The following is a 23,023-nucleotide window of genomic DNA, read 5'->3' as shown; positions in this document are numbered from 1 at the left end:
TGTCTGACTTTGCCAAGGCTACTCAGGAACAATCCAATCGACTTTCCAGTGGCCTGTGACGGGGGCAATTGCCTCCTTGAGGAAAGGCAAAATGTCGTTCATGTCTCTTTCCAATGTCCAAGGGGGATTGATGACAATCATCCCAGAGGCCGTCATGCCGCGCTCATTGGTATCTGGAGAGACGCCAAGCTCGATTTGCAAGATTTTACGAATCCCGAGTCCTTCTAGACCTTCAATCATATCTTCAATGTCGCAGCGGTTAACCACAGGATACCAAATCGCATAAATCCCGGTAGCCCAGCGCTTATAACTTTGTGCTATAGCCTGAACCACATCGCGATATTCTTTAGCCAGCTCATAGGGTGGGTCGATAAGCACTAGGCCGCGGCGCTCTTGCGGCGGCAAGCTGGCTTTGAGACGCTGGAAACCATCCTCTTTAAAAATGCTGACTTGGCGATCACGATGAAACTCTTGTTGCAGCAAGGGGTAGTCACTAGGGTGAAGCTCGGTCAATAGCATGCGATCTTGTGGGCGCAGGTGGGCGCGGGCGACGCGTGGTGAGCCAGGGTAGTAGCGCAGTCCTTCACCGTTGTTTAAGCTCGTGATGGCATCAAGATAGCTCTGAATCGCCGCAGGTCTCTCACTTTGTGCCCATACCCGTGCGATACCTTGCTTGTACTCACCCGTTTTTTCTGACCATTCGTGGGTCAAATCGTAACGACCAACACCGGAGTGCGTGTCGTGATACACAAACGGTTTGTCTTTGTTCTTGAGCGAGTTAAGGATCAGGCTTTGCACAATGTGTTTAACCACATCGGCATGGTTACCTGCGTGAAAACTGTGACGATAGCTTAGCAAAACGGTTCTCTCTAAATGGCCCTAGGCCATAGTTATTTCCCAAAAAGCGATGTGGGAGAGTATAACCGCACCGACGCCGGGCTGCTTGTCTTTCTCTGTGCCTTTGTTGGCTAGGTAAACAAAAAGTCGTGACTTGCCGGTTGGTGCTTATCTCACGCGAATATCGTAAGAATTGGCAACAACTTAGCGGTCGATGACTATTGAAAAAGTCCTCTCGGGGCACTATCTATTCTATAAGACCCGACGAACATCTCAGCTCGTCTGCCAACAAAAAAGGAATGCTTATGTCTAACCCATTGCTGACGTTTACCGATCTGCCGCCTTTTGCTCACATTCAACCAGAACATGTGAAACCAGCAGTTGAAGATGCGATTGCTGCGTGCCGCGCTAAAATCGACCAAGTGCTGGCCGGCAACGACGCACCGACTTGGGAGAGCGTGATTGCGCCCATTGAAGAGGTGGATGACCGTTTAAGCCGCATTTGGTCGCCAGTGAGTCACATGAACTCTGTGGTCAACAGTGATGAGTTGCGTGAGGCGTATGAAAGCTGCTTGCCGCTGTTGTCGGAATACGGCACTTGGGTAGGTCAACACAAAGGGTTGTTTGATGCCTACAAAGCGATCAAAGCCAGCCCAGCGTTTGCGACTTTAACGCAAGCACAAAAGAAAACCATCACCGATGGCCTGCGCGACTTCGAGCTGTCTGGTATTGGTTTGCCGGCTGATCAGCAGCAGCGTTATGGTGAGATCAGCAAGCGTATGTCAGAGCTGGGCTCAAAGTTCTCGAACAACGTCTTAGATGCGACCATGGGTTGGAGCAAGCACGTCACCGATGACTCAGAGTTGGCAGGCATGCCAGAGTCGGCGCTGGCCGCCGCGAAAGCCGCTGCGCAAGCGAAAGAGTTAGACGGCTATCTGCTCACCCTCGATATTCCTTCCTACCTGCCAGTGATGACCTACTGTGACAACCAAGCGCTGCGCCAAGAGATGTATGAAGCCTACGTGACGCGCGCGTCTGATCGCGGCCCGAAAGCGGGAGAGTGGGACAACAGCGAGATCATCAGTGAGCTGCTCAAACTGCGCTACGAAGTGGCGCGAATGCTGGGTTTCAATAACTACAGTGAAAAGTCGCTTGCAACGAAAATGGCGCAGAGCCCTGAGCAAGTGCTTGGTTTCCTCAATGACTTAGCCGCGAAAGCGAAACCACAAGGCGAGCGTGAAGTGGAAGAGTTGCGCCAGTTTGCTCAGCAAGAGTTTGGCGTTGAAGAGCTCAACTTATGGGACATCGCTTACTACAGCGAAAAACAGAAACAGCACCTGTTCCAAATCTCAGATGAAGAGCTGCGTCCGTACTTCCCTGAATCCAAAGCGGTCAGTGGTCTGTTTGAAGTGCTCAAGCGTGTCTTTGGTATGCGTGTTGAGGAGCGCCAAGGCGTGGAAACTTGGCATGAGTCGGTGCGCTTCTTTGATATTTTCGATGCCAATGACACCTTACGTGGCAGCTTCTATCTCGATTTGTACGCCCGTGAACACAAACGTGGTGGTGCGTGGATGGATGAGTGCCGTGTGCGCCGCATCAACGCCAACGGTGAGCTGCAAACCCCAGTGGCCTACTTGACCTGTAACTTCAATCGTCCGGTGGGCGATAAGCCAGCGCTGTTTACCCATGATGAAGTGGTGACCTTGTTCCATGAGTTTGGTCACGGTATCCATCACATGTTGACTCAAGTGGACACAGGTTCGGTGTCGGGCATCAACGGCGTGCCTTGGGATGCGGTGGAATTGCCGAGTCAGTTCCTGGAAAACTGGTGCTGGGAAGAGGAGGCACTGGCCTTCATTTCTGGTCACTACGAAACCGGCGAACCTTTACCAAAAGCCATGCTCGACAAAATGCTGGCCGCGAAAAACTTCCAGTCCGCGATGTTCATTCTTCGCCAGCTGGAGTTTGGTCTGTTTGACTTCACTTTGCACACTGAATTCGACCCAGAGGTTGGTCCACGTGTTCTTGAAACCCTGGCACAGGTCAAAGCGAAAGTCGCGGTACTGCCAAGCTTAGAGTGGAACCGCTTCTCACACAGCTTTAGTCATATCTTTGCGGGTGGATACAGTGCGGGATACTACAGCTACTTGTGGGCCGAAGTGCTGTCATCAGATGCGTTCTCGAAGTTTGAAGAAGAGGGGATCTTTAACCCGAAAACGGGTCAGAGCTTCTTGAATCACATCTTAGAGATGGGCGGCAGTGAAGAGCCGATGGAGCTCTTTAAGCGCTTCAGAGGCCGTGAGCCAGAGATTGATGCCTTGTTGCGTCACGCAGGGATTGCCGCATAACACGGTCGCATCACAACGCTGCATTACACGGGAAACAGGAGGCCAAGCGCCTCCTGTTTTTCATCGTGCTTTTTCTGGTTTTTCTTCTGAAATGGCAAGGCTGTTTAGGTTATAATCATTTTTCATGTATAGATAACCAGTAGCCGAGTCCCCCATGGATCCTTCTTTACTTCTCGACGGTCTCAACGACAAACAGCGCGAGGCTGTTGCCGCTCCTTTAGAAAACCTGCTTGTGCTGGCTGGCGCCGGAAGTGGTAAAACCCGCGTGCTGGTCCATCGAATTGCGTGGTTGATGTCTGTGGAGCAAGCGTCGCCGTTTTCGATCATGTCGGTGACCTTCACCAACAAAGCCGCGGCGGAGATGCGTGGCCGAATTGAAGAGTTGATGATGGGCAGCGCCTCGGGGATGTGGAACGGCACGTTTCATGGGATTTGCCACCGCATTTTGCGCGCGCACTATCTAGATGCCAAACTGCCCGAAGATTTTCAAATCATCGACAGTGATGATCAGCAGCGCCTATTGCGCCGATTAATCAAAGCGCAAAATCTGGATGAAAAACAGTGGCCACCGCGTCAAGTGGCTTGGTGGATCAACGGTAAAAAAGATGAAGGCCTGAGACCGGCGCACATCGATGCTTACCACGATCCCATTACCCAAACCTATCTACAAATTTATCGAGCTTACCAAGAGTCGTGCGATCGCGCCGGCTTGGTCGATTTTGCTGAAATTTTGCTGCGTGCCCATGAGCTATTGCGTGATAAGAAGCACATCCGCGAGCATTACCAAGCGCGCTTTAAGCATATTCTGGTCGATGAGTTTCAAGACACCAACAACATTCAATACGCTTGGCTGAGAATGATGGCTGGCCCAGATTCGCACGTGATGATCGTCGGCGATGACGATCAGTCCATCTACGGTTGGCGCGGGGCGAAAATCGAGAACATTGAAAAGTTCACCCAAGAGTTTCCAAGCGTCAATACCATTCGTCTTGAGCAGAACTACCGCTCAACCAAAACCATTTTGCAGGCGTCCAACGCGCTGATCGCCAACAACACTGAGCGTATGGGCAAAGAGCTGTGGACGGAGGGCAGTGAAGGCGAGCCTATTTCTGTCTACTCGGCGTACAACGAGCTTGATGAAGCGCGTTTTGCGGTCAACAAAATTAAAGAGTGGCAAGAGAACGGCGGGGCGCTGGTGGATGCCGCGATGCTTTACCGTAACAACGCCCAGTCACGTGTTCTGGAAGAAGCCTTGATTCAAGCTGGGCTCGCATATCGCATCTACGGCGGCATGCGCTTCTTCGAGCGCCAAGAAATCAAAGATGCCTTGAGTTACTTACGATTAATGGCCAATCGCAATGATGATGCGGCGTTTGAGCGAGTGGTGAACACGCCTACCCGTGGCCTTGGTGATAAAACCCTGGAAACCATCCGTTTTGCTGCCCGCGATCAAGGCTGCACCATGTGGGAAGCGAGCGTACGTTTACTGGAAGATAAAGTCCTTGCTGGCCGCGCTGCTGGTGCCTTAAGCCGCTTTGTGGAGTTGGTGAATGCGCTGGAAGATGACACCCTAGAGATGCCGTTACATGAGCAAACCGACCATGTGATCAAATACTCCGGTTTGTACGCCATGTACGAACAGGAGAAAGGTGAGAAGTCCAAGGCACGCATAGAGAACTTGGAGGAGCTGGTCACTGCAACTCGTCAATTTGAAAAGCCAGAAGAAGCGGATGAGATGACGCTGTTAACGGCATTTTTGACCCACGCTGCACTCGAAGCGGGCGAAGGGCAAGCGGATGAGTTTGACGATGCGGTGCAATTAATGACGCTGCACAGTGCCAAAGGGTTGGAGTTTCCTCTGGTGTTTATGGTCGGTGTTGAAGAGGGGATGTTCCCAAGCCAGATGTCTGCAGAGGAAGCAGGGCGACTCGAAGAAGAGCGTCGTCTGTGTTATGTCGGTATGACTCGTGCGATGCAAAAGCTCTACATTACTTACGCCGAAATGCGCCGATTATACGGTCAAGACAAGTACCACAAACCATCGCGCTTTATTCGTGAGCTACCCGAAAATTGTTTGGACGAAGTGCGAATGAAAGCGCAGGTCAGTCGCCCGACCAGCAGTGGTCGCTTTAGCCAAACGGCGGTCAAAGAGAACTTCAATGAAACGGGCTTTAGCCTTGGCTCACGAGTGATGCACCCTAAATTTGGAGAGGGGACCATCATCAACTTTGAAGGCAGTGGCCCGCAAAGTCGCGTTCAGGTTGCCTTTAATGGCGAAGGGATCAAGTGGCTCGTCACCGCGTACGCGAAACTCGAAAAGCTCTAATCTATCTCATCGCGCCTCAGTTCCTAGACATTCGCTTTAAGTGCCCCCTCTAGGAACTAGGCACTAGAACCTAATCACTTTCTTCACACAAAGAAAAACCCCGAGGGCTTGCGCCCATCGGGGTTATAGTCTTACTCGCAGCAATCCGGCTACTAAAAGTGCTCCATGCATCAAATCCTTGATAGTATGCTGACGTCCTTCAGCGTAGTCCTTTCATCGCCATCCTAGCGGTGTCCTTGACCCTATCCTGGTCTACTAACGTTCCTCGTTAGTTCACTTCGCTTGTTCCCTGAGCGGTGTCCCTTTCATCATCCTGATGATCGTTCCATGCCTCGTCCAGAGGTGTCCATTTCCCATCCTTAGTAGTAACCATCCTAGCTACTATTGCGTCCGTTCAATGTCCAATTTGCTTTCCGTGCCGATTACTCATCCTAAGCAACCGTATCTTCATCCTGAAGACCACCGAGTCCGTGGTGATTTCCTGTTCCGTGTCAGCATCCTTCCGACAGGGTTCATATTAAGACTTTGGCGAAGTTCAGCAACGTCAGAAAAACGATAAAAGGCATAAAAAATTGACGAAATTTCACACATAACAAGTTAAAACAATGAGTTATGATTTTTAATTGATAGTTTTCTTAGACAAAAAGAGAGTTTGACTCACTCGCTTGTGAGAGATCTCGCACAAGATGCCTAGACGATCGCCGATCATTGACGAGAAACCGATTGTGATCGAGCGCAACTTTTTGTCCTAAGATGCGTTAGAAGTGAATAAATAAACAAAAAATGGCCGTTATGGCCATTTTTTATGAGTGGTTATTCTGAGCAGAGCTAAAAGAGCATGGCGATGGCGTTAGTGGATTGCCATAAAATGCCAAGGCCGATGCCGCTGAACATCAGACCGCATAATGCGTCGATGTAGAGGCTCAATGATTTCAGTTTGCGCTGCATACGCTGCGTTGACAGCATCCAGGCCAAGAAAGAGAACCAAGCGAGCGAGAGGCCCCATAAAATCAACAGTGCAGCGCTTTTGCCGCCCAGCGACATACTGGCAGGCACCAGGCTGGACATCAAACTGACAAAAAAGACCAACGCTTTGGGGTTGAGAATATTGGTCGCAAAGCCTTTAGAAAAGGCGTGACGCTTGTTGACCAAGAGTGCTTGTTCAGAGGAGGCATCATCTTGCGCTGCGGTCTGCGAGGATTGAATGCGCGCCCATGTCCCCTTTAGCGCGCCTACGCCTAGGTATAAGAGGTAGCTACCGCCGGCAAGTTGCACGAGCGAAAACAGGGTTGGCTGCTGATGCACCAGATAGCTCACCCCAGTCAGGCTGAGCAGCGAGTGCAAGAGAATACCGAAAGAGAGGCCCAGTGCGATAAAAAATCCGGTCTGACGCCCGTAACGGGTGGCATTTTGCACCACAAGCGCAAAGTCGGGGCCCGGGCTCATTAAGGCAATGAAATGAACCGTCGCTAGAGTGGCAAGTAAAGTGATCTCATTCATGTTGGTAACGTTAGGCTTGTTTCGTGTTTAACAGTTTGGCGGCGCGGCGGCTTTGGCGGTTGGTTTTTAAACCGTCGAAGCTAAATACGACCAGTGCACCCCAAATAAAGGCAAAGGTGATGGCTTTGTCTGGCGTAAAGGCCTCACCATAGACAAGCACGGCGAGCATAAACATCAGGCTTGGGCCTATGTATTGGAAAAAACCCAGCGTTGAGAGCTTTAATCGTGTCGCGGCGCCCGTAAAGCAGAGCAGCGGTAGGGTAGTGATGACACCCGCAGCAACAAGGAGCAGATTGAGATCTAAGGGATTCTGGCTCAGGTTCGAGGTGGCGGAGTCGGCAATCCCGATAAGATAGATCGCAGCGGCAGGCAGCATCACCAAGGTCTCGATAAACAATCCCGTTTGCGCATCTAAGCTGACTTTTTTACGCAGCAAGCCATAAAAACCAAAGCTCATCGCCAGCGCGATGGCGACAATCGGTACCGAGCCAAACGCAACCAACTGGACCAATACACCACAGGCGGCAAGTACGACAGCAAACCACTGCAATTTTCGCAGGCGCTCACCGAGAAACAGCATGCCGAGCACCACATTAATTAACGGGTTGATGTAGTAGCCAAGACTGGCATCGAGCATATGATTGGCGTTCACCGCCCAGATGAAAATCAACCAGTTGGCCCCAACCAAGGTCGCCGTGGTGACGAGGTAGGTCATTTTCTTTTTGGATGTCAGCACGTCGCGTACGGTCTTCCAACCTCGGCTGAGATGAATCAGTAGCGCTAACAGGAAAAAAGACCAGACAACACGGTGACTTAAAATCTCAAGCGCAGAGACCTCGCTAATGGTCTTAAAGTAAATTGGCGCGATTCCCCACATGGTGTAGGCACCAATCGCAAGGAGGACACCTTGCCGCGCGCGTTGCTGTTCGTCGGTTGTCATTGGATGATTCTCAACACAGAATTATGAAATGAAACGAGTAGTATACGAATAGGATTGAGAATCACCTAGCACTTTGCAGTTTTATTCACCGCTATTCCCAACTACAATAAGCGCTCGATTTTTCCACCCCACTTATCCCAACAGAGAGCGTAATGACAGCCACACTGATCGCGCAGCAACCTGATTCTATCGAAACCGCTCAGAGCGTCTTGGAAAAGGTGTTTGGTTACCACGAATTTCGAGAAGGTCAACGTGACGCGATTGATACCGCGCTAGACGGTCAAGACAGCTTAGTCATTATGCCAACAGGCGGCGGTAAGTCACTGTGCTATCAAGTGCCGGCGCTGCTCAAAGAGGGGCTGACCTTAGTCATATCGCCTTTGATTTCCTTGATGAAAGACCAAGTGGATCAGTTGAAAGCCAATGGCGTCGCCGCTGAGTGTATTAACTCGACGATGGCGAGAGAGGCGCTTACCTCTGTCTACAATCGCATGCACTCTGGGGCGCTTAAGTTGGTCTATGTCTCGCCGGAACGTGTGTTGATGCGTGATTTTGTCGAGCGGTTAGAGAACTTGCCGCTGGCGATGATTGCCGTGGATGAAGCGCACTGTATTTCCCAGTGGGGACACGACTTTCGCCCGGAATACGCCGCGCTAGGTCAGTTGAAGCAATGGTTTCCACAGGTTCCTGTGATGGCGTTAACGGCAACCGCTGATGAAGCAACGCGCAGCGATATTACTCACCGTTTACAGCTGAACGAGCCACACATCTATTTGGGCAGTTTTGATCGACCGAATATTCGCTACACCTTGGTGGAAAAGCACAAGCCGGTCTCACAAATCGTGCGCTTTTTGGATGAGCAACGCGGTCAATGCGGCATCATCTATTGTGGTAGCCGTAGAAAGGTCGAGATGGTGACCGAAAAACTGTGCAATAACGGGCTGCGCGCCGCCAGTTATCACGCAGGGCTAGACGCCGACGAGCGCGCCTATGTACAAGAGGCCTTTCAGCGCGATGATATTCAAATCGTCGTCGCCACGGTCGCGTTTGGCATGGGGATCAATAAGCCTAATGTGCGCTTTGTGGTCCACTTTGATATTCCGCGCAATATTGAATCCTACTATCAAGAAACTGGCCGAGCAGGTCGAGACGGCTTACCAGCAGAAGCCATGATGCTCTATGACCCCGCTGACATCGGCTGGCTGCGTCGCATGCTCGATGAAAAAGAAGAGGGGCCGCAAAAGCAAGTCGAAGCGCACAAATTGAACGCCATGAGTGCGTTTGCGGAGGCGCAAACTTGTCGCCGCCAAGTGCTGCTCAACTATTTTGGTGAGTATCGACAAGAGCCTTGCGGCAACTGCGATATCTGCCTCGATCCGCCAAAACATTTCGATGCCACGGAACAAGCGCAAAAGGCACTCTCTTGTGTTTACCGGGTCAATCAAAGCTTCGGTATTGGTTATGTGGTGGAAGTGCTGCGTGGCATGCAAAACATTCGTATTCGAGAAAACGGTCATGACCAACTCTCGACGTACGGACTTGGGCGCGAGAATAGTCACGACTACTGGGTGAGTATTTTCCGACAGTTGATCCATAAAGGACTGTTAAACCAAAACATCACACGCAACTCGACGTTGCAATTAACCGAAGAAGCGCGCCCACTACTCAAAGGTGAGCGCACATTGGAACTAGCCGTCCCTCGGTTAGACACCGCGGCGCGCGCTGCACGTTCGGATAAGCTGGCGAATAAACACTACGATAAGAAGCTGTTTGCTAAGCTGCGTAAACTAAGAAAGTCGATTGCTGATGAAGATGGCTTGCCACCTTACGTTGTTTTCAGTGATGCGACCTTGATGGATATGGCGGAGATCTTGCCAACCTCTTACGGCGAGATGCTGGCAGTGAATGGCGTTGGTCAGCGCAAGCTGGAGAAATATGCCGATCCTTTCCTTGATTTGATTCAGGAGCATTTGACGCACCATGGCTAATGAGCACAGCGAGTTTGGCTTGATTGACTATCAAGCGGATCAGGGGCGATTGATTTTGCGTACGCCTCGATTTGATTTTGACACCTTTCCAGAGTTGGCCGAGCGTTTGGTTGGCCTACTGTCGGCCAAGGTAATAGAGAAACAGTGGGATGCAGACATCCACACTTGGTTGATTGATTTTGAAGGCTGCCAGTTGGTGCTCAGAGCGGAACACTACAGTGAAAGTGTTTGGCTAGAATCCTTAGTAGTTGAGCAATCTCAGCCGGAGTGTGATTTTTTAGCTGCGCTGTTTGAACGTGGTTTTTAACGGCTAGATTTTTCACTTCCTGCCTAATAACGTTTTAACTTCCTGCCTACTAACGAATAGTGATGGGCGCTGAAGTGGCTGATGCGTCGCCGAAATCGGTACGTGAACGATTGCCTTTGGTTGGGCGCTTGCGGCGCGGGTTGGTTAATGTATAATCGCCGGCCGTGATAATGGCAGGGTGCCATTATTGAGTATAGACATTGTTGGTCTGAGCCACTTCATGATGAAGAGGTTCAATTTGGGTTCCCTCACCCCCAAACCAAACTAAAAAGGTATCGCATGAATCACTTTACTCCTGCGCAGCAGCGCAAAGCCCTTTTTCTGTTAGTTCTGTTCCATTTGGTTATCATTGCATCGAGCAATTATCTCGTGCAGCTGCCCTTTACGGTTATGGGTTTTCATACCACTTGGGGCGCGTTCACCTTTCCTTTTATTTTTCTCGCCACGGATCTCACCGTCCGTGTCTTTGGCGCGGCATTGGCACGTAGAATCATCTTCTTGGTGATGCTGCCGGCCTTAGCAGTTTCGTATGCGTTGTCTGTCCTCTTTTTAGAGGGGCAGTTTCAAGGTGTCGCTCAGCTTGGCGAGTTCAATCTGTTTGTTGCGCGTATCGCGGTCGCCAGCTTCATGGCCTACTTGCTTGGACAAATCCTCGATGTGCACGTGTTCAATCGTCTGCGCCAGTTGAAGCAGTGGTGGGTGGCGCCGACCTGCTCGACCTTGTTTGGCAACGCACTTGATACCATCGCCTTTTTTGCGATTGCGTTTTACCAAAGCCCAGATCCGTTTATGGCTGAGCATTGGACGGAAATCGCGCTGGTGGACTACGGCTTTAAACTGGTTATCAGTCTTGGCTTGTTCGTGCCTATGTATGGGGTGCTACTGAACTACTTGGTTAAGAAGCTGACTGCCGTGAACCCAGACTTTAAAGTGGTGGGTGCAAACTAGCATTTTTGCATGGTATCGATGGTTCTGATGAGAGACATCGATCTGCGGATAAAAGAAAACCCGAGGCGAGAACGTCTCGGGTTTTTTGATCTCTGCGCTGCTTTCAACTCTGTGCTGCGCGGCGACGTGATTTAGATGGTCGCCGCTGCGCGGGTGGTGATCACCAAGGGCCAGCCAATATCACTCTGGCGGTTCGCTTCAATTTCAAGCTCCGCACTAGTGAGAGGGTTTTGCTCTAACCAGAGTGGGTCCAAGGTCAGCGTCAGCTTATCACCGTCGGTGGTTAACAACACATCTGGCGCAAGTTGTGGATTGCGACGATGGGTTAACAGCACGGCCAGTCTGAGTAGACGCAACACACGCTTGGCACTGGTGCCAGAGAGCGCGTGCTGCTCAGGCAGTGAGGAGAGTTGTTCACGATAGCGACGAGTGAGCTCACCCAACAGATGCTTCTGCGCACGGGTAAAGCCTGGCAAATCGAGATGCTGAAGGAGATACGCTCCGTGTTCCCCGCCTTTTTTAAAGTCGATCGTCAGGCCAATTTCATGCAGCTTAGCGGCGGTATCGAGTAGCACCACGCCTTGGTCTTCCGCAATCCAGCCTTGCTCGCATTGAGTGAGTAAGGTATTGGCTTGCTGCGCAACTTGTTCACCGTAGGCGACATCCAATTGGTATCGCGTTTGGACACTGGTAATGGTGCGCGCACGTATGTCGTCTTGCTTAAGTTCATCGACCATTTCGTACACTAAGCCTTCGCGCAGTGCGCCGCCGGCCAGTGTCATTGCCTCGATCTCTAACAACTCGAAAATCGCAATGAGAATCGACAAGCCGCTCGGAAACACCAGCGCACGTTCGAAAGTGAGCCCTTCGATATCCAGCTCTTCGAGGTGGTCAGCGCGCATGGCTTGCTTTTGTAAGCGCTTGAGTTTCGGGTGGGTGATCACCTCATCCATCCCTTGCGCTAACATGATCTCTTGCAAAGCTTGTACGGTGCCTGACGCGCCGACACACACATCCCAGCCCAGCGCGCGGTATTGCTCCAAGATGGGGTGCAGCGTCTGCTTGGCCGCCGAAATGGCGTTGTCAAAGTTACTGGCTGTCAACTGTCTATCTTTAAAGTGCTTCTCAAGCCAGGTCACGCAGCCCATTTTTAGACTGGTGAGCGCTTTGGCTTCAAACCCTTCACCGATAATCAGTTCAGTGCTGGCGCCACCAATATCGACCACCAAACGACGTCCGCTACCACCGGAGGTGTGCGCAACGCCTTTATAAATAGTGGCCGCTTCTTCCTCACCACTGATGACCTCGATCGTGTGACCTAAGATTTCATTGGCTTTGGCAAGAAATTGCTCGGCGTTGGTGGCCGTTCTTAAGGTCGCGGTGCCGACGATGCGGATGTTATCTGGCTCAATGTCTTGCAATCGCTCTGCAAACAAGCGCAAGCAGTCCCATCCGCGCTGCATGGCGTCTAGGCTCAGCGCATTGTTTTCGTCTAGTCCAGCGGCAAGGCGCACTTTGCGCTTGATTTTAGCCATGGTTTGAACGCTGCCATCGATATGACGCACAACGAGCATGTGAAAACTGTTCGACCCGAGGTCGATGGCAGCGTAGAGCGGAGAGGAGACGGCTTGACTCATAGACGACTTAAGAATCCTTTTGCTGACGTGAACGAGAGCGGTTGTTGTTACGGCGGTTGTTGTTACGCGAGCCACCGGTGTTTGTACGACGTTGCTGAGGTTTGTTGCTGCGCATGCGAATCGGTGCAGGCAGGTCTTGAATCAAAGCGCTTGCGTCGTAATCCGATTGTGGGATCGTGTGCTCAATGTACTCTTCAATAGCAGGCAAATTGATCGCGTAATCTTCACAAGCGAAGCTAATAGAGTGACCGCTTGCGCCCGCACGACCAGTACGACCGATACGGTGGACATAATCTTCACAATCATCAGGCAAATCATAGTTAAAGACGTGCGTGACTTGCGGAATGTGCAAACCGCGCGCCGCGACATCGGTAGCAACCAGAATATCGACGTCACCTTTGGTGAATTGCTCAAGAATCTTCTCGCGCTTCTTCTGCGGAACATCACCAGTAAGTAGGCCGACACGATGACCGTCAGCGGCCAGATGTCCCCATACGGATTCACATTTGTGCTTGGTGTTGGCAAACACGATGGCACGGTCTGGCCACTCTTCTTCAATCAGAGTTTGCAGCAGCGCCATTTTGTGCTCGTTAGAAGGGTAGAATAGTTCTTCTTTTATACGGTGACCGGTTTTTTGTTCCGGCTCGACCACGACATGCTCTGGGTTGTGCATGTGTTCAAAAGCGAGTTCTTGCACGCGGTATGACAGCGTGGCAGAAAACAGCATGTTCAAACGCTCTTTTGGCTCTGGCATGCGGCGGAATAGGAAACGAATGTCTTTAATAAAGCCAAGATCGAACATGCGATCTGCTTCATCCAATACCACAGCTTGGATATTGTTGAGGTTAAACACGCGCTGCTTATAGAAGTCGATGATACGACCTGTGGTGCCGATCAGTACGTCCACACCTTGCTCAAGTTTCGCAAGTTGTTTGTCGTAACTTTCGCCGCCGTAGGCAAGGGCGGTTTTGATCCCTGTGCTTTCGACCAATGGCGCCGCATCATTATAGATCTGGATCGCCAGCTCACGAGTCGGCGCCATAATGATGGCACGCGGCTGTGTCGGTTTGCGGCCGTCATGCTCAGGCGTGGTCAGCAAATGGTTAAAAGTAGCAGTCAAGAAAGCCAGGGTTTTACCTGTCCCTGTTTGAGCTTGTCCTGCGATGTCTTGGCCGGTGAGCAGTACCGGCAACGCCAAGGCTTGGATAGGGGTACAAAACTCGAACCCTTTTTTCTCCAATCCTTCAGTAACTTGGGGGTGTAAACCCAAATCGGCGAACTTTTGCTCTGTGATATGCGTCTTTTTCATTGCTATAGAATATCAGCTTAAGCTTGCAATACGAAAGTAAATACATTCCAATAGGGCATCTAAATACTGGTTATCATCCAACCAGTTCAGAAAAAACACATTGGAGTGGAAGATGAGTGATAAAATTTTGCAGCTAACTGATGATGGTTTTGATGCTGATGTAATCAATGCTGCAGGCCCGGTTCTTGTGGATTTTTGGGCAGAATGGTGCGGACCATGTAAAATGATCGCGCCGATTCTGGACGAAATCGCAGACGAGTACGAAGGCAAACTCACTATCGGTAAACTGAACATCGACCAGAACGCAGGCACACCGCCTAAGTTTGGTATCCGTGGTATTCCAACGTTACTTCTGTTCAAAGATGGTAACGTCGCAGCGACCAAAGTTGGCGCGCTGTCTAAGACTCAACTGAAAGAGTTTTTGGACGCCAACCTATAAGTCCACCGAGCTAAGACCGTGCATTTTAACCGATGCACGGTTTTGTTTTTGAAGGCCAACAAAATCTAGACTAGTCTAGTATTTAGTGCTAATTTATCGCACGTTAATTAAACAAGTTCTCTTCTTTGGTCGATCCTCTGACCAAATTCATCTAACTAAATAACAGATCCTTATTTTGACTAAACAAGTATCCACCACCATGAATCTAACTGAACTGAAGAACAGACCTGTGTCTGATCTTGTCAAACTTGGCGAAAGCTTGGGCCTTGAAAACCTAGCTCGCCTAAGAAAACAAGACATCATCTTCGCTATCTTGAAAGCGCATGCTAAAAGTGGTGAAGATATTTTCGGCGACGGGGTTCTGGAAATACTGCAAGACGGTTTCGGTTTCCTGCGCAGCGCAGACAGCTCTTACCTCGCAGGTCCGGACGACATCTACGTGTCACCGAGTCAGATTCGTCGTTTCAACTTACGCACGGGTGACTCAATTGCAGGTAAAATTCGTCCGCCAAAAGATGGGGAACGATACTTTGCATTGTTGAAAGTCAATACGGTTAATGATGATAAACCAGATAACGCGCGTAACAAGATTCTTTTTGAAAACTTGACGCCACTGCACGCCAATGAGCGTATGGTGATGGAGCGTGGTAACGGTTCGACGGAAGATATTACGGCACGTGTTTTGGATCTCGCGTCACCGATTGGTAAAGGTCAACGTGGTTTGATTGTCGCTCCGCCAAAAGCGGGTAAAACCATGTTGCTGCAAAACATCGCTCAGAGCATCACCTACAACCACCCTGAGTGTGTGCTGATGGTCCTTCTTATCGACGAACGTCCAGAGGAAGTGACAGAGATGCAACGCCTAGTCAAAGGTGAAGTGGTTGCATCGACGTTTGATGAGCCAGCGTCTCGTCACGTACAAGTAGCAGAAATGGTGATCGAGAAAGCGAAACGTCTGGTTGAACACAAGAAGGACGTGGTGATCCTGCTTGATTCGATTACGCGTCTCGCGCGCGCCTACAACACCGTTGTGCCTTCATCGGGTAAGGTTCTAACGGGTGGTGTCGATGCAAACGCACTACACCGTCCTAAGCGCTTCTTTGGTGCGGCACGTAACGTCGAAGAAGGTGGCAGCTTAACGATTCTAGCGACAGCACTGGTCGATACCGGTTCTAAGATGGATGAAGTCATCTACGAAGAATTTAAAGGTACAGGTAATATGGAAATTCACCTGAACCGTAAGATTGCCGAGAAGCGCGTCTTCCCAGCGATCGATTTCAACCGCTCTGGTACTCGTCGTGAAGAGCTACTGACGAAAAACGAAGAGCTGCAAAAAATGTGGATCCTACGTAAAATCGTACACCCAATGGGTGAAACCGATGCGATGGAATTCCTCATTGATAAATTGGCCATGACCAAGACCAATGATGAATTCTTCGATGCCATGCGCAGACAGTAATGAGCAAGTTTGAATGAATGAACGCCACCCAACCCGGGTGGCGTTTTTATTTGCATTCTCCGCTATTCCTATCCACAATAAGTGAAATGTTACAAGGAGGTTAACATGCAACAAGGAATGTTGTCGTCACTTCTCCTCTCGGCATCTCTACTGGTGGCTCACCCCGTCTCGGCAACACCCATGGAGCCGGAAAGAGCGCAAGCGTTGCTCGCCGATGAGCACATTGAACTGAAAGTGGCTGAGCTGCTGCAATACGCCATCGAAGACAATATCGACACACTCAAATTTGCGTTAGATCGTTTGTCACTCCCACAGCAGGAAGTGGCGCGTTATCTATTATTGAAAAAGTTTGAAGATCAAGAGTTAGCGCTCACGTCGAAAATGGCTTTGTTTGTTGAGCAGCAAAAACGTCGCGTACCCACCTATCAAGTCTTGGAGGTCGGTGATGGTTATGAGTTTTCAACCCCCGCGTTTAATTATCCTGCAATTGCGAGTCGTCTGCTGAAACAGTGGAAGCAGGGGCAATCGGCATTGGAATTTGTGCTAGCGGCAGAGCGCCAGGAGTTGAATCTGAAACAGTGGTTATCGGGTAGCGACTATCAGGTGCAGATGAGAGAGTCCTTGTTTATCCGCGAGCTAGATACCTTGTCTCAGCAAGCGGTCTTAGCATTGGCGGCGCAGCTGACAGAGCAAACGGTCACCAGTTGGCTTCCTTCATCGGCAGTCATGGTGCGCTTGGCGCAAGTGAGTGAAGACCCAGGTGTTTACAAACTGATCTGGCTAACCAAAGCGGACTTTAATAGTCAGCAAGAGTTGGCGAGGCTCGCTGATGTGGGCGACGAGTTTGCTCTGCAACAAATCATGCGTGCATTCACTAACCCTGCGTTGAAAGCATCGGCGATTGAGGCGTTAACGCGCATTAAACCGATGTCACCAGAGGTAAAGGAATTTCTTATCGCTAAGATGGCTATTCGTGAAGAGGCGTCAATGGTGGCAAGCGCGCTCGCCAATCAAGGTTATCGAAGTTGGCTTGAAGAGTTAGCCAAGACCAACCAAACCGTACGCAGTCATGCCATTTTGAGTGTGTTAACCCAATAAGACCCTGCACAAAAAGGGGGATCGGACGGGCGAGGTTTTTGATATACTGATGCGATATTAATCAGCCAGCAAAAGCCCATGAGTTTTAAGGATTTAAGAGACTTTATCGACTTCCTCGAGCAAAAGGGGAAGCTTAAGCGCATTACTCACCCGGTTGACCCCGCTTATGAAATGACAGAGATCAGTGACCGAACACTGCGTGCGGGTGGTCCTGCTCTGTTGTTTGAAAACCCCATCGGTTACTCCATGCCTGTCCTTACCAACCTGTTTGGTACGCCAGAACGTGTCGCGATTGGCATGGGGCGTCAGGAAGTCAAAGAGTTGCGGGAAGTGGGTAAACTGCTTGCCTACCTGAAAGAACCCGAGCCCCCTAAAGGGTTTAAAGACGCGCTCGAAAAATTACCTGTCTTTCGGCAAGTCCTGAACATGCCAGCGAAACGCTTGCGCCGCGCACCGTGTCAGGAGATCGTTTGGCAAGGTGAGCAGGTCGATCTCGATAAAGTCCCCGTGATGAGTTGTTGGCAAGAAGACGTGGCGCCGCTGCTCACCTGGGGATTGACGGTTACGCGTGGCACCAAGCAAAAACGACAAAACCTCGGGATTTATCGTCAGCAAAAAATTGCCAAAAACAAGGTGATCATGCGCTGGCTCGCCCATCGTGGTGGCGCACTTGACCTACGAGATTGGATGGAGACGCATCCAGGTAAACCGTTCCCAGTCTCTGTCGCCTTTGGTGCGGACCCTGCCACCATACTTGGCGCCGTTACGCCGGTACCAGATACCTTGTCTGAGTATGCTTTTGCCGGTCTATTGCGGGGCAGCAAAACCGAAGTGGTGAAATCGGTGAGTAACGATCTCGATGTTCCTGCGAGTGCAGAGATCGTATTGGAAGGATACATTGACCCAAATGAGTTTGCCGATGAAGGTCCATACGGTGATCACACCGGGTATTACAACGAAAAAGAGCAGCATCATGTGTTCACCGTGACGCACATTACAATGCGTCAAAATCCCATTTATCACAGTACCTACACTGGCCGCCCACCTGATGAGCCTGCTGTTCTTGGGGTGGCATTGAATGAAGTGTTTGTGCCGATTTTGCAAAAGCAGTTCCCGGAGATTGAAGATTTTTACCTACCGCCGGAGGGGTGTTCGTATCGCATGGCGGTGGTGACGATGAAGAAACAGTACCCGGGCCACGCGAAGCGCGTCATGATGGGTGTGTGGTCTTTCTTGCGCCAGTTCATGTATACCAAGTTTGTCATCGTGTGCGATGAATCTGTCGATGCCCGCGATTGGGGCAGTGTCGTCGCCGCGATGAGCCAGCATGTCGATCCGCTGCGTGATAGTTTATTCATAGAAGATACCCCGATCGATTCCCTTGATTTTGCATCGCCAGTCGCGGGTCTAGGTTCCAAGATGGGTCTCGATGCGACAGTGAAGTGGGATGCAGAACGTGTGGGTCGAGCCGAGTTGCCCGCTAGCGCTAGGCTATCACAGGACGCCATCCGTCAATTTATTGCTCAGAATGACAACGTCCGAACGATACACATTCCAGAAACCGCTCACGGTGATGGCGTGGCCATTGTGACGATGAATAAGCAGCAGGCTGGAGACTCAGCGTCACTCGGACACCACACCCATCAGTGGTTAGCGCAGCACACGCGACCTAAGTTCATTATTCTTTGTGATGATGACGTCGATGCTCAAGACTGGAACGACGTTATCTGGGCGGTGACAACACGGGTGGATCCATCGCGCGACAGCCTACGTATTGCAGCGACAGATAATCAATCGTCATGCTTAGTGCTTGATGCCACCAATAAAATCGAAGGGCTTGAAGTGACGCGTGAGTGGGGCACGCCTATCAAGAAAGATCCGGACTTAGTGGCAAAAATCGATGCTATTTGGCCCGAGTTAGGTATCCTATGACGTATCAAGTCATCTTGCATCCAGGGGCAATCGCCTTTGATGTGCAAGAGGGAGAAACGGTGCTGGAAGGGGCGCTCAACAATCAATTACCTTTCCCACACCGTTGTCAGGTCGGTGCATGCGCAGCCTGTTTGTGCCGGATAATAAAAGGAACAGTGAAGTATCAATTAGAACCTATGCTGACAGAGAAAGAGCAGCAAGAAGGGTGGATATTCGCTTGTCAGGCTCTCGCAACGAGTCATTTAGAACTTACTCTAGAGGAGTGAGTTAGAGGAATACCATGACAATCCAATGTAAAGTAAAGTCTATTCAGCCGTTAGCTGCGAATACATTTCAAATTTTGCTCCATCCACAACAGCCGGTTGCGTTCAAAGCTGGCCAATACCTTACTGTCGTGATGGGTGAGAAAGATAATCGCCCTTTTTCTATTGCCAGTAGCCCGTGCCGCCATGAAGGCGAACTTGAACTTCATATCGGCGCAGCGGAACACAACGCTTACGCCCTTGAAGTGGTGGAAATGATGCAACACGCGCTGCAAACCCAAAGCGACATCACCATAGATGCACCACACGGCGATGCTTGGCTACAACAAAATAGCGAGCGACCACTATTATTGATTGCTGGAGGAACCGGCTTCAGTTATGTACGCTCCATTCTCGATCATTGCTTGTCCCAATCTTTAGAGAATGACATCTATCTTTATTGGGGAGCGCGAGATCAAAGTCAGCTGTATGCTCAACAAGAGTTAGCAGCCATTGCAGAGCAACATCGCCATGTACACTTTATTCCGGTGGTGGAAGCGCCAGAAGGCGAATGGCATGGAAAGGTAGGTAACGTCCTTCAAGCGGTGGAAGATGATTTCGACTCACTCGCCGAGTTTGATATCTATATTGCAGGGCGCTTTGAAATGGCCGGCGCCGCGCGTGAGCGCTTCACACAACACAGAGATGCGAAGAGTGATCGTATGTTTGCGGATGCGTATGCTTTTATCTAATCGATAAATTCTCCTACCAAAGGGTGGTTAAAAAGAGAGCGAAATGCTCTCTTTTTTGCCCTTTCGGCCACAATTTCAGCGAACAGCCTGTTTTTTTAAATTATTTTCAAATAGGGCTTGCGCTATCGAATCAACTCCCTATAATGCGCATCCACTGACACGGCAGACGCCACAAGGCTTCAGCAGTGTTAAAGAGGTAAAAGCTTCTTAAGAAAATAAATTTGAAAAGTGTTTGACTCTTCAAATTAACTCGTTAGAATGCACCTCCGCTTCGAGATAAAGCTCAAAGCAACGCTCTTTAACAATATAAACCTATCAATCTGTGTGGGCACTCGTTGATGATAATCCAAATAGTTTCTTCGGAAACAATTTAGGTTTCAATGATACGAAGTGACCATTGAGTCTTCGGACTCAGCACAGTCAATTCAAGTTTTCTAGGAACTAGCTTCTAGTGACTAGGAACTTATCAGTATTCATTGAGCCGAACAAAACTTTAAATTGAAGAGTTTGATCATGGCTCAGATTGAACGCTGGCGGCAGGCCTAACACATGCAAGTCGAGCGGAAACGAGTTATCTGAACCTTCGGGGAACGATAACGGCGTCGAGCGGCGGACGGGTGAGTAATGCCTGGGAAATTGCCCTGATGTGGGGGATAACCATTGGAAACGATGGCTAATACCGCATAATGCTTTCGAGCCAAAGAGGGGGACCTCCGGGCCTCTCGCGTCAGGATATGCCCAGGTGGGATTAGCTAGTTGGTGAGGTAAGGGCTCACCAAGGCGACGATCCCTAGCTGGTCTGAGAGGATGATCAGCCACACTGGAACTGAGACACGGTCCAGACTCCTACGGGAGGCAGCAGTGGGGAATATTGCACAATGGGCGCAAGCCTGATGCAGCCATGCCGCGTGTATGAAGAAGGCCTTCGGGTTGTAAAGTACTTTCAGCAGTGAGGAAGGTGGGTGTGTTAATAGCGCACTCATTTGACGTTAGCTGCAGAAGAAGCACCGGCTAACTCCGTGCCAGCAGCCGCGGTAATACGGAGGGTGCGAGCGTTAATCGGAATTACTGGGCGTAAAGCGCATGCAGGTGGTTTGTTAAGTCAGATGTGAAAGCCCGGGGCTCAACCTCGGAATTGCATTTGAAACTGGCAGACTAGAGTACTGTAGAGGGGGGTAGAATTTCAGGTGTAGCGGTGAAATGCGTAGAGATCTGAAGGAATACCAGTGGCGAAGGCGGCCCCCTGGACAGATACTGACACTCAGATGCGAAAGCGTGGGGAGCAAACAGGATTAGATACCCTGGTAGTCCACGCCGTAAACGATGTCTACTTGGAGGTTGTGGCCTTGAGCCGTGGCTTTCGGAGCTAACGCGTTAAGTAGACCGCCTGGGGAGTACGGTCGCAAGATTAAAACTCAAATGAATTGACGGGGGCCCGCACAAGCGGTGGAGCATGTGGTTTAATTCGATGCAACGCGAAGAACCTTACCTACTCTTGACATCTACAGAACTTAGCAGAGATGCTTTGGTGCCTTCGGGAACTGTAAGACAGGTGCTGCATGGCTGTCGTCAGCTCGTGTTGTGAAATGTTGGGTTAAGTCCCGCAACGAGCGCAACCCTTATCCTTGTTTGCCAGCACTTCGGGTGGGAACTCCAGGGAGACTGCCGGTGATAAACCGGAGGAAGGTGGGGACGACGTCAAGTCATCATGGCCCTTACGAGTAGGGCTACACACGTGCTACAATGGCGCATACAGAGGGCGGCGAACTTGCGAGAGTAAGCGAATCCCAAAAAGTGCGTCGTAGTCCGGATTGGAGTCTGCAACTCGACTCCATGAAGTCGGAATCGCTAGTAATCGTGGATCAGAATGCCACGGTGAATACGTTCCCGGGCCTTGTACACACCGCCCGTCACACCATGGGAGTGGGCTGCAAAAGAAGTGGGTAGTTTAACCTTTCGGGGAGGACGCTCACCACTTTGTGGTTCATGACTGGGGTGAAGTCGTAACAAGGTAGCGCTAGGGGAACCTGGCGCTGGATCACCTCCTTATACGATGATTATCGTTTTGAGTGTCCACACAGATTGATGGTTTATAAAACGAGACACTAGTGGTGGCTATAGCCCAGATAGAAGAGCCTTGCCTGGCAGGCACAGAGGTACTCGGTTCAGATCCCGGTTAGCTCACCACTGTCCCGTTCGTCTAGAGGCCTAGGACACCGCCCTTTCACGGCGGTAACAGGGGTTCGACTCCCCTACGGGATACCATCTTTAAGTGCACTTCTTTTAATAAGAAAGACGATAGTGCTTTTAAAAATGGTTACTTCTTTGAAGTGATTTGCTCTTTAACAATTTGGAAAGCTGACAAAACAACAATTTATTGTTGTTTGTAAAGTTCTCAAAGTATTCATATCTATGAATACACAAAAACACATTCAAGTGTTCTTGGCTTTTTGTTTTCACTTTTTATAAAAAAGTAAAATAAAAAGATATTTGAGTCCGGCAAAATCGAAAGCTATCTCGCTCATTCAAATAATGAGATAGCAACTTTGGTTGTTTGACCGTAAGACCCTTTGGGGTTGTATGGTTAAGTGACTAAGCGTACACGGTGGATGCCTTGGCAGTCAGAGGCGATGAAGGACGTATTAACTTGCGATAAGCCCAGATTAGGTAGTAAAAACCACTTGAGTCTGGGATTTCCGAATGGGGAAACCCACCTGCATAAGCAGGTATCGTTATGTGAATACATAGCATAACGAGGCGAACCGGGGGAACTGAAACATCTAAGTACCCCGAGGAAAAGAAATCAACCGAGATTCCGAAAGTAGCGGCGAGCGAAATTGGACTAGCCCTTAAGCTTTATATGCGTTAGACGAACGGTCTGGAAAGTCCGGCAATAAAGGGTGATAGCCCCGTAGTTGACAACGCACATTCAGTGAAATCGAGTAGGGCGGGACACGTGAT

16 protein-coding genes, 1 tRNA gene and 2 rRNA genes are annotated in these 23,023 nt (G+C 50.2%); 14 read left to right on the top strand and 5 right to left on the bottom strand.

Going from position 1 to position 23,023, the window contains the following annotated elements; all coding sequences use genetic code 11:
• Nucleotides 1-18: 18 nt before the first annotated feature.
• Nucleotides 19-858, bottom strand: a complete 840-nt coding sequence (locus AC6R0R_RS00680) for a 23S rRNA (adenine(2030)-N(6))-methyltransferase RlmJ (RefSeq protein WP_334555464.1) — start codon at nucleotides 856-858, stop codon at nucleotides 19-21.
• 284 nt (nucleotides 859-1,142) lie between these two features.
• Between AC6R0R_RS00680 and prlC the strand changes: the two genes are divergently transcribed.
• Nucleotides 1,143-3,185: an oligopeptidase A gene (prlC, locus tag AC6R0R_RS00675; RefSeq protein WP_500625326.1), complete on the top strand. Its 2,043-nt coding sequence runs from the start codon at nucleotides 1,143-1,145 to the stop codon at nucleotides 3,183-3,185.
• A gap of 154 nt (nucleotides 3,186-3,339) precedes the next feature.
• On the top strand, nucleotides 3,340-5,511 hold the full coding sequence (gene uvrD, locus AC6R0R_RS00670; RefSeq protein ID WP_500625325.1) for a DNA helicase II: 2,172 nt from the start codon (nucleotides 3,340-3,342) through the stop codon (nucleotides 5,509-5,511).
• 828 nt (nucleotides 5,512-6,339) lie between these two features.
• Here uvrD and AC6R0R_RS00665 read toward each other — a convergent pair.
• Nucleotides 6,340-7,011, bottom strand: a complete 672-nt coding sequence (locus AC6R0R_RS00665) for a LysE family translocator (RefSeq protein ID WP_500625324.1) — start codon at nucleotides 7,009-7,011, stop codon at nucleotides 6,340-6,342.
• A gap of 10 nt (nucleotides 7,012-7,021) precedes the next feature.
• A complete protein-coding gene (gene rarD / locus AC6R0R_RS00660; protein ID WP_500625323.1) occupies nucleotides 7,022-7,951 on the bottom strand; it encodes an EamA family transporter RarD in 930 nt (309 codons plus the stop codon).
• 152 nt (nucleotides 7,952-8,103) lie between these two features.
• On the opposite strand from rarD, the gene recQ reads away from it, so the two are divergent.
• The 3 genes from recQ to AC6R0R_RS00645 all read left to right on the top strand — a co-directional run bounded on the left by recQ (nucleotide 8,104) and on the right by AC6R0R_RS00645 (nucleotide 11,194).
• The gene (gene recQ / locus AC6R0R_RS00655; RefSeq protein WP_500625322.1) at nucleotides 8,104-9,939 is read left to right on the top strand and encodes an ATP-dependent DNA helicase RecQ; all 1,836 of its coding nucleotides are present in this window, start codon (nucleotides 8,104-8,106) and stop codon (nucleotides 9,937-9,939) included.
• Nucleotides 9,932-10,246: a DUF3630 family protein gene (locus tag AC6R0R_RS00650; protein WP_487903361.1), complete on the top strand. Its 315-nt coding sequence runs from the start codon at nucleotides 9,932-9,934 to the stop codon at nucleotides 10,244-10,246. Before recQ ends, AC6R0R_RS00650 begins: the two co-directional genes overlap by 8 nt.
• Before the next feature lie 279 nt (nucleotides 10,247-10,525).
• Nucleotides 10,526-11,194, top strand: coding sequence for a 7-cyano-7-deazaguanine/7-aminomethyl-7-deazaguanine transporter (locus AC6R0R_RS00645; RefSeq protein ID WP_500625321.1), 669 nt, complete (start codon nucleotides 10,526-10,528; stop codon nucleotides 11,192-11,194).
• 131 nt (nucleotides 11,195-11,325) lie between these two features.
• Here AC6R0R_RS00645 and gppA read toward each other — a convergent pair whose 3' ends face one another.
• Together gppA and rhlB are read right to left on the bottom strand one after the other, a co-directional pair.
• On the bottom strand, nucleotides 11,326-12,831 hold the full coding sequence (gppA, locus tag AC6R0R_RS00640) for a guanosine-5'-triphosphate,3'-diphosphate diphosphatase (RefSeq protein WP_500625320.1): 1,506 nt from the start codon (nucleotides 12,829-12,831) through the stop codon (nucleotides 11,326-11,328).
• Nucleotides 12,832-12,838: 7 nt separating this feature from the next.
• Entirely contained in the window at nucleotides 12,839-14,140 is a 1,302-nt protein-coding gene (rhlB, locus tag AC6R0R_RS00635) for an ATP-dependent RNA helicase RhlB (RefSeq protein WP_334555473.1), read from the bottom strand.
• A 112-nt stretch (nucleotides 14,141-14,252) separates the two neighbouring features.
• On the opposite strand from rhlB, the gene trxA reads away from it, so the two are divergent.
• The 9 genes from trxA to AC6R0R_RS00590 form a co-directional block, all read left to right on the top strand.
• Complete coding sequence (trxA, locus tag AC6R0R_RS00630; protein WP_053440774.1) at nucleotides 14,253-14,579, top strand: thioredoxin TrxA; 327 nt, start codon at nucleotides 14,253-14,255, stop codon at nucleotides 14,577-14,579.
• Nucleotides 14,580-14,778: 199 nt separating this feature from the next.
• A complete protein-coding gene (gene rho, locus AC6R0R_RS00625; RefSeq protein WP_334555481.1) occupies nucleotides 14,779-16,038 on the top strand; it encodes a transcription termination factor Rho in 1,260 nt (419 codons plus the stop codon).
• A 105-nt stretch (nucleotides 16,039-16,143) separates the two neighbouring features.
• Nucleotides 16,144-17,136 carry a hypothetical protein gene (locus AC6R0R_RS00620; RefSeq protein ID WP_500625319.1) on the top strand — a complete coding sequence of 331 codons (993 nt, stop codon included), beginning with the start codon at nucleotides 16,144-16,146 and terminating at the stop codon, nucleotides 17,134-17,136.
• A gap of 78 nt (nucleotides 17,137-17,214) precedes the next feature.
• Entirely contained in the window at nucleotides 17,215-19,068 is a 1,854-nt protein-coding gene (gene ubiD, locus AC6R0R_RS00615) for a 4-hydroxy-3-polyprenylbenzoate decarboxylase (RefSeq protein ID WP_500625318.1), read from the top strand.
• Complete coding sequence (locus AC6R0R_RS00610) at nucleotides 19,065-19,334, top strand: 2Fe-2S iron-sulfur cluster-binding protein (RefSeq protein WP_334555476.1); 270 nt, start codon at nucleotides 19,065-19,067, stop codon at nucleotides 19,332-19,334. Before ubiD ends, AC6R0R_RS00610 begins: the two co-directional genes overlap by 4 nt.
• 14 nt (nucleotides 19,335-19,348) lie before the next feature.
• Nucleotides 19,349-20,062: an NAD(P)H-flavin reductase gene (fre, locus tag AC6R0R_RS00605; protein ID WP_334555477.1), complete on the top strand. Its 714-nt coding sequence runs from the start codon at nucleotides 19,349-19,351 to the stop codon at nucleotides 20,060-20,062.
• Nucleotides 20,063-20,557: 495 nt separating this feature from the next.
• Nucleotides 20,558-22,111 (top strand): 16S ribosomal RNA (locus AC6R0R_RS00600).
• A 140-nt stretch (nucleotides 22,112-22,251) separates the two neighbouring features.
• Nucleotides 22,252-22,327: transfer RNA gene (locus tag AC6R0R_RS00595), tRNA-Glu, on the top strand.
• A 317-nt stretch (nucleotides 22,328-22,644) separates the two neighbouring features.
• Nucleotides 22,645-23,023: ribosomal RNA gene (locus AC6R0R_RS00590) — 23S ribosomal RNA — on the top strand; the annotation flags it as partial.

It is taken from the genome of Vibrio sp. R12-SW3-ISO1, assembly GCF_059834005.1.
The sequence above is the reverse complement of the archived record's forward strand: the minus strand, read 5'-3'. Positions and strand labels throughout refer to the sequence as shown.

What these genes read in the sequence shown, in the direction of transcription:
- prlC (WP_500625326.1), top strand. Translation starts at nt 1,143, where the DNA reads ATGTCTAACCCATTGCTGACGTTTACCGATCTGCCGCCTTTTGCTCAC.
- uvrD (WP_500625325.1), top strand. Translation starts at nt 3,340, where the DNA reads ATGGATCCTTCTTTACTTCTCGACGGTCTCAACGACAAACAGCGCGAG.
- AC6R0R_RS00665 (WP_500625324.1), bottom strand. Translation starts at nt 7,011, where the DNA reads ATGAATGAGATCACTTTACTTGCCACTCTAGCGACGGTTCATTTCATT.
- rarD (WP_500625323.1), bottom strand. Translation starts at nt 7,951, where the DNA reads ATGACAACCGACGAACAGCAACGCGCGCGGCAAGGTGTCCTCCTTGCG.
- recQ (WP_500625322.1), top strand. Translation starts at nt 8,104, where the DNA reads ATGACAGCCACACTGATCGCGCAGCAACCTGATTCTATCGAAACCGCT.
- AC6R0R_RS00650 (WP_487903361.1), top strand. Translation starts at nt 9,932, where the DNA reads ATGGCTAATGAGCACAGCGAGTTTGGCTTGATTGACTATCAAGCGGAT.
- AC6R0R_RS00645 (WP_500625321.1), top strand. Translation starts at nt 10,526, where the DNA reads ATGAATCACTTTACTCCTGCGCAGCAGCGCAAAGCCCTTTTTCTGTTA.
- gppA (WP_500625320.1), bottom strand. Translation starts at nt 12,831, where the DNA reads ATGAGTCAAGCCGTCTCCTCTCCGCTCTACGCTGCCATCGACCTCGGG.
- rhlB (WP_334555473.1), bottom strand. Translation starts at nt 14,140, where the DNA reads ATGAAAAAGACGCATATCACAGAGCAAAAGTTCGCCGATTTGGGTTTA.
- trxA (WP_053440774.1), top strand. Translation starts at nt 14,253, where the DNA reads ATGAGTGATAAAATTTTGCAGCTAACTGATGATGGTTTTGATGCTGAT.
- rho (WP_334555481.1), top strand. Translation starts at nt 14,779, where the DNA reads ATGAATCTAACTGAACTGAAGAACAGACCTGTGTCTGATCTTGTCAAA.
- AC6R0R_RS00620 (WP_500625319.1), top strand. Translation starts at nt 16,144, where the DNA reads ATGCAACAAGGAATGTTGTCGTCACTTCTCCTCTCGGCATCTCTACTG.
- ubiD (WP_500625318.1), top strand. Translation starts at nt 17,215, where the DNA reads ATGAGTTTTAAGGATTTAAGAGACTTTATCGACTTCCTCGAGCAAAAG.
- AC6R0R_RS00610 (WP_334555476.1), top strand. Translation starts at nt 19,065, where the DNA reads ATGACGTATCAAGTCATCTTGCATCCAGGGGCAATCGCCTTTGATGTG.
- fre (WP_334555477.1), top strand. Translation starts at nt 19,349, where the DNA reads ATGACAATCCAATGTAAAGTAAAGTCTATTCAGCCGTTAGCTGCGAAT.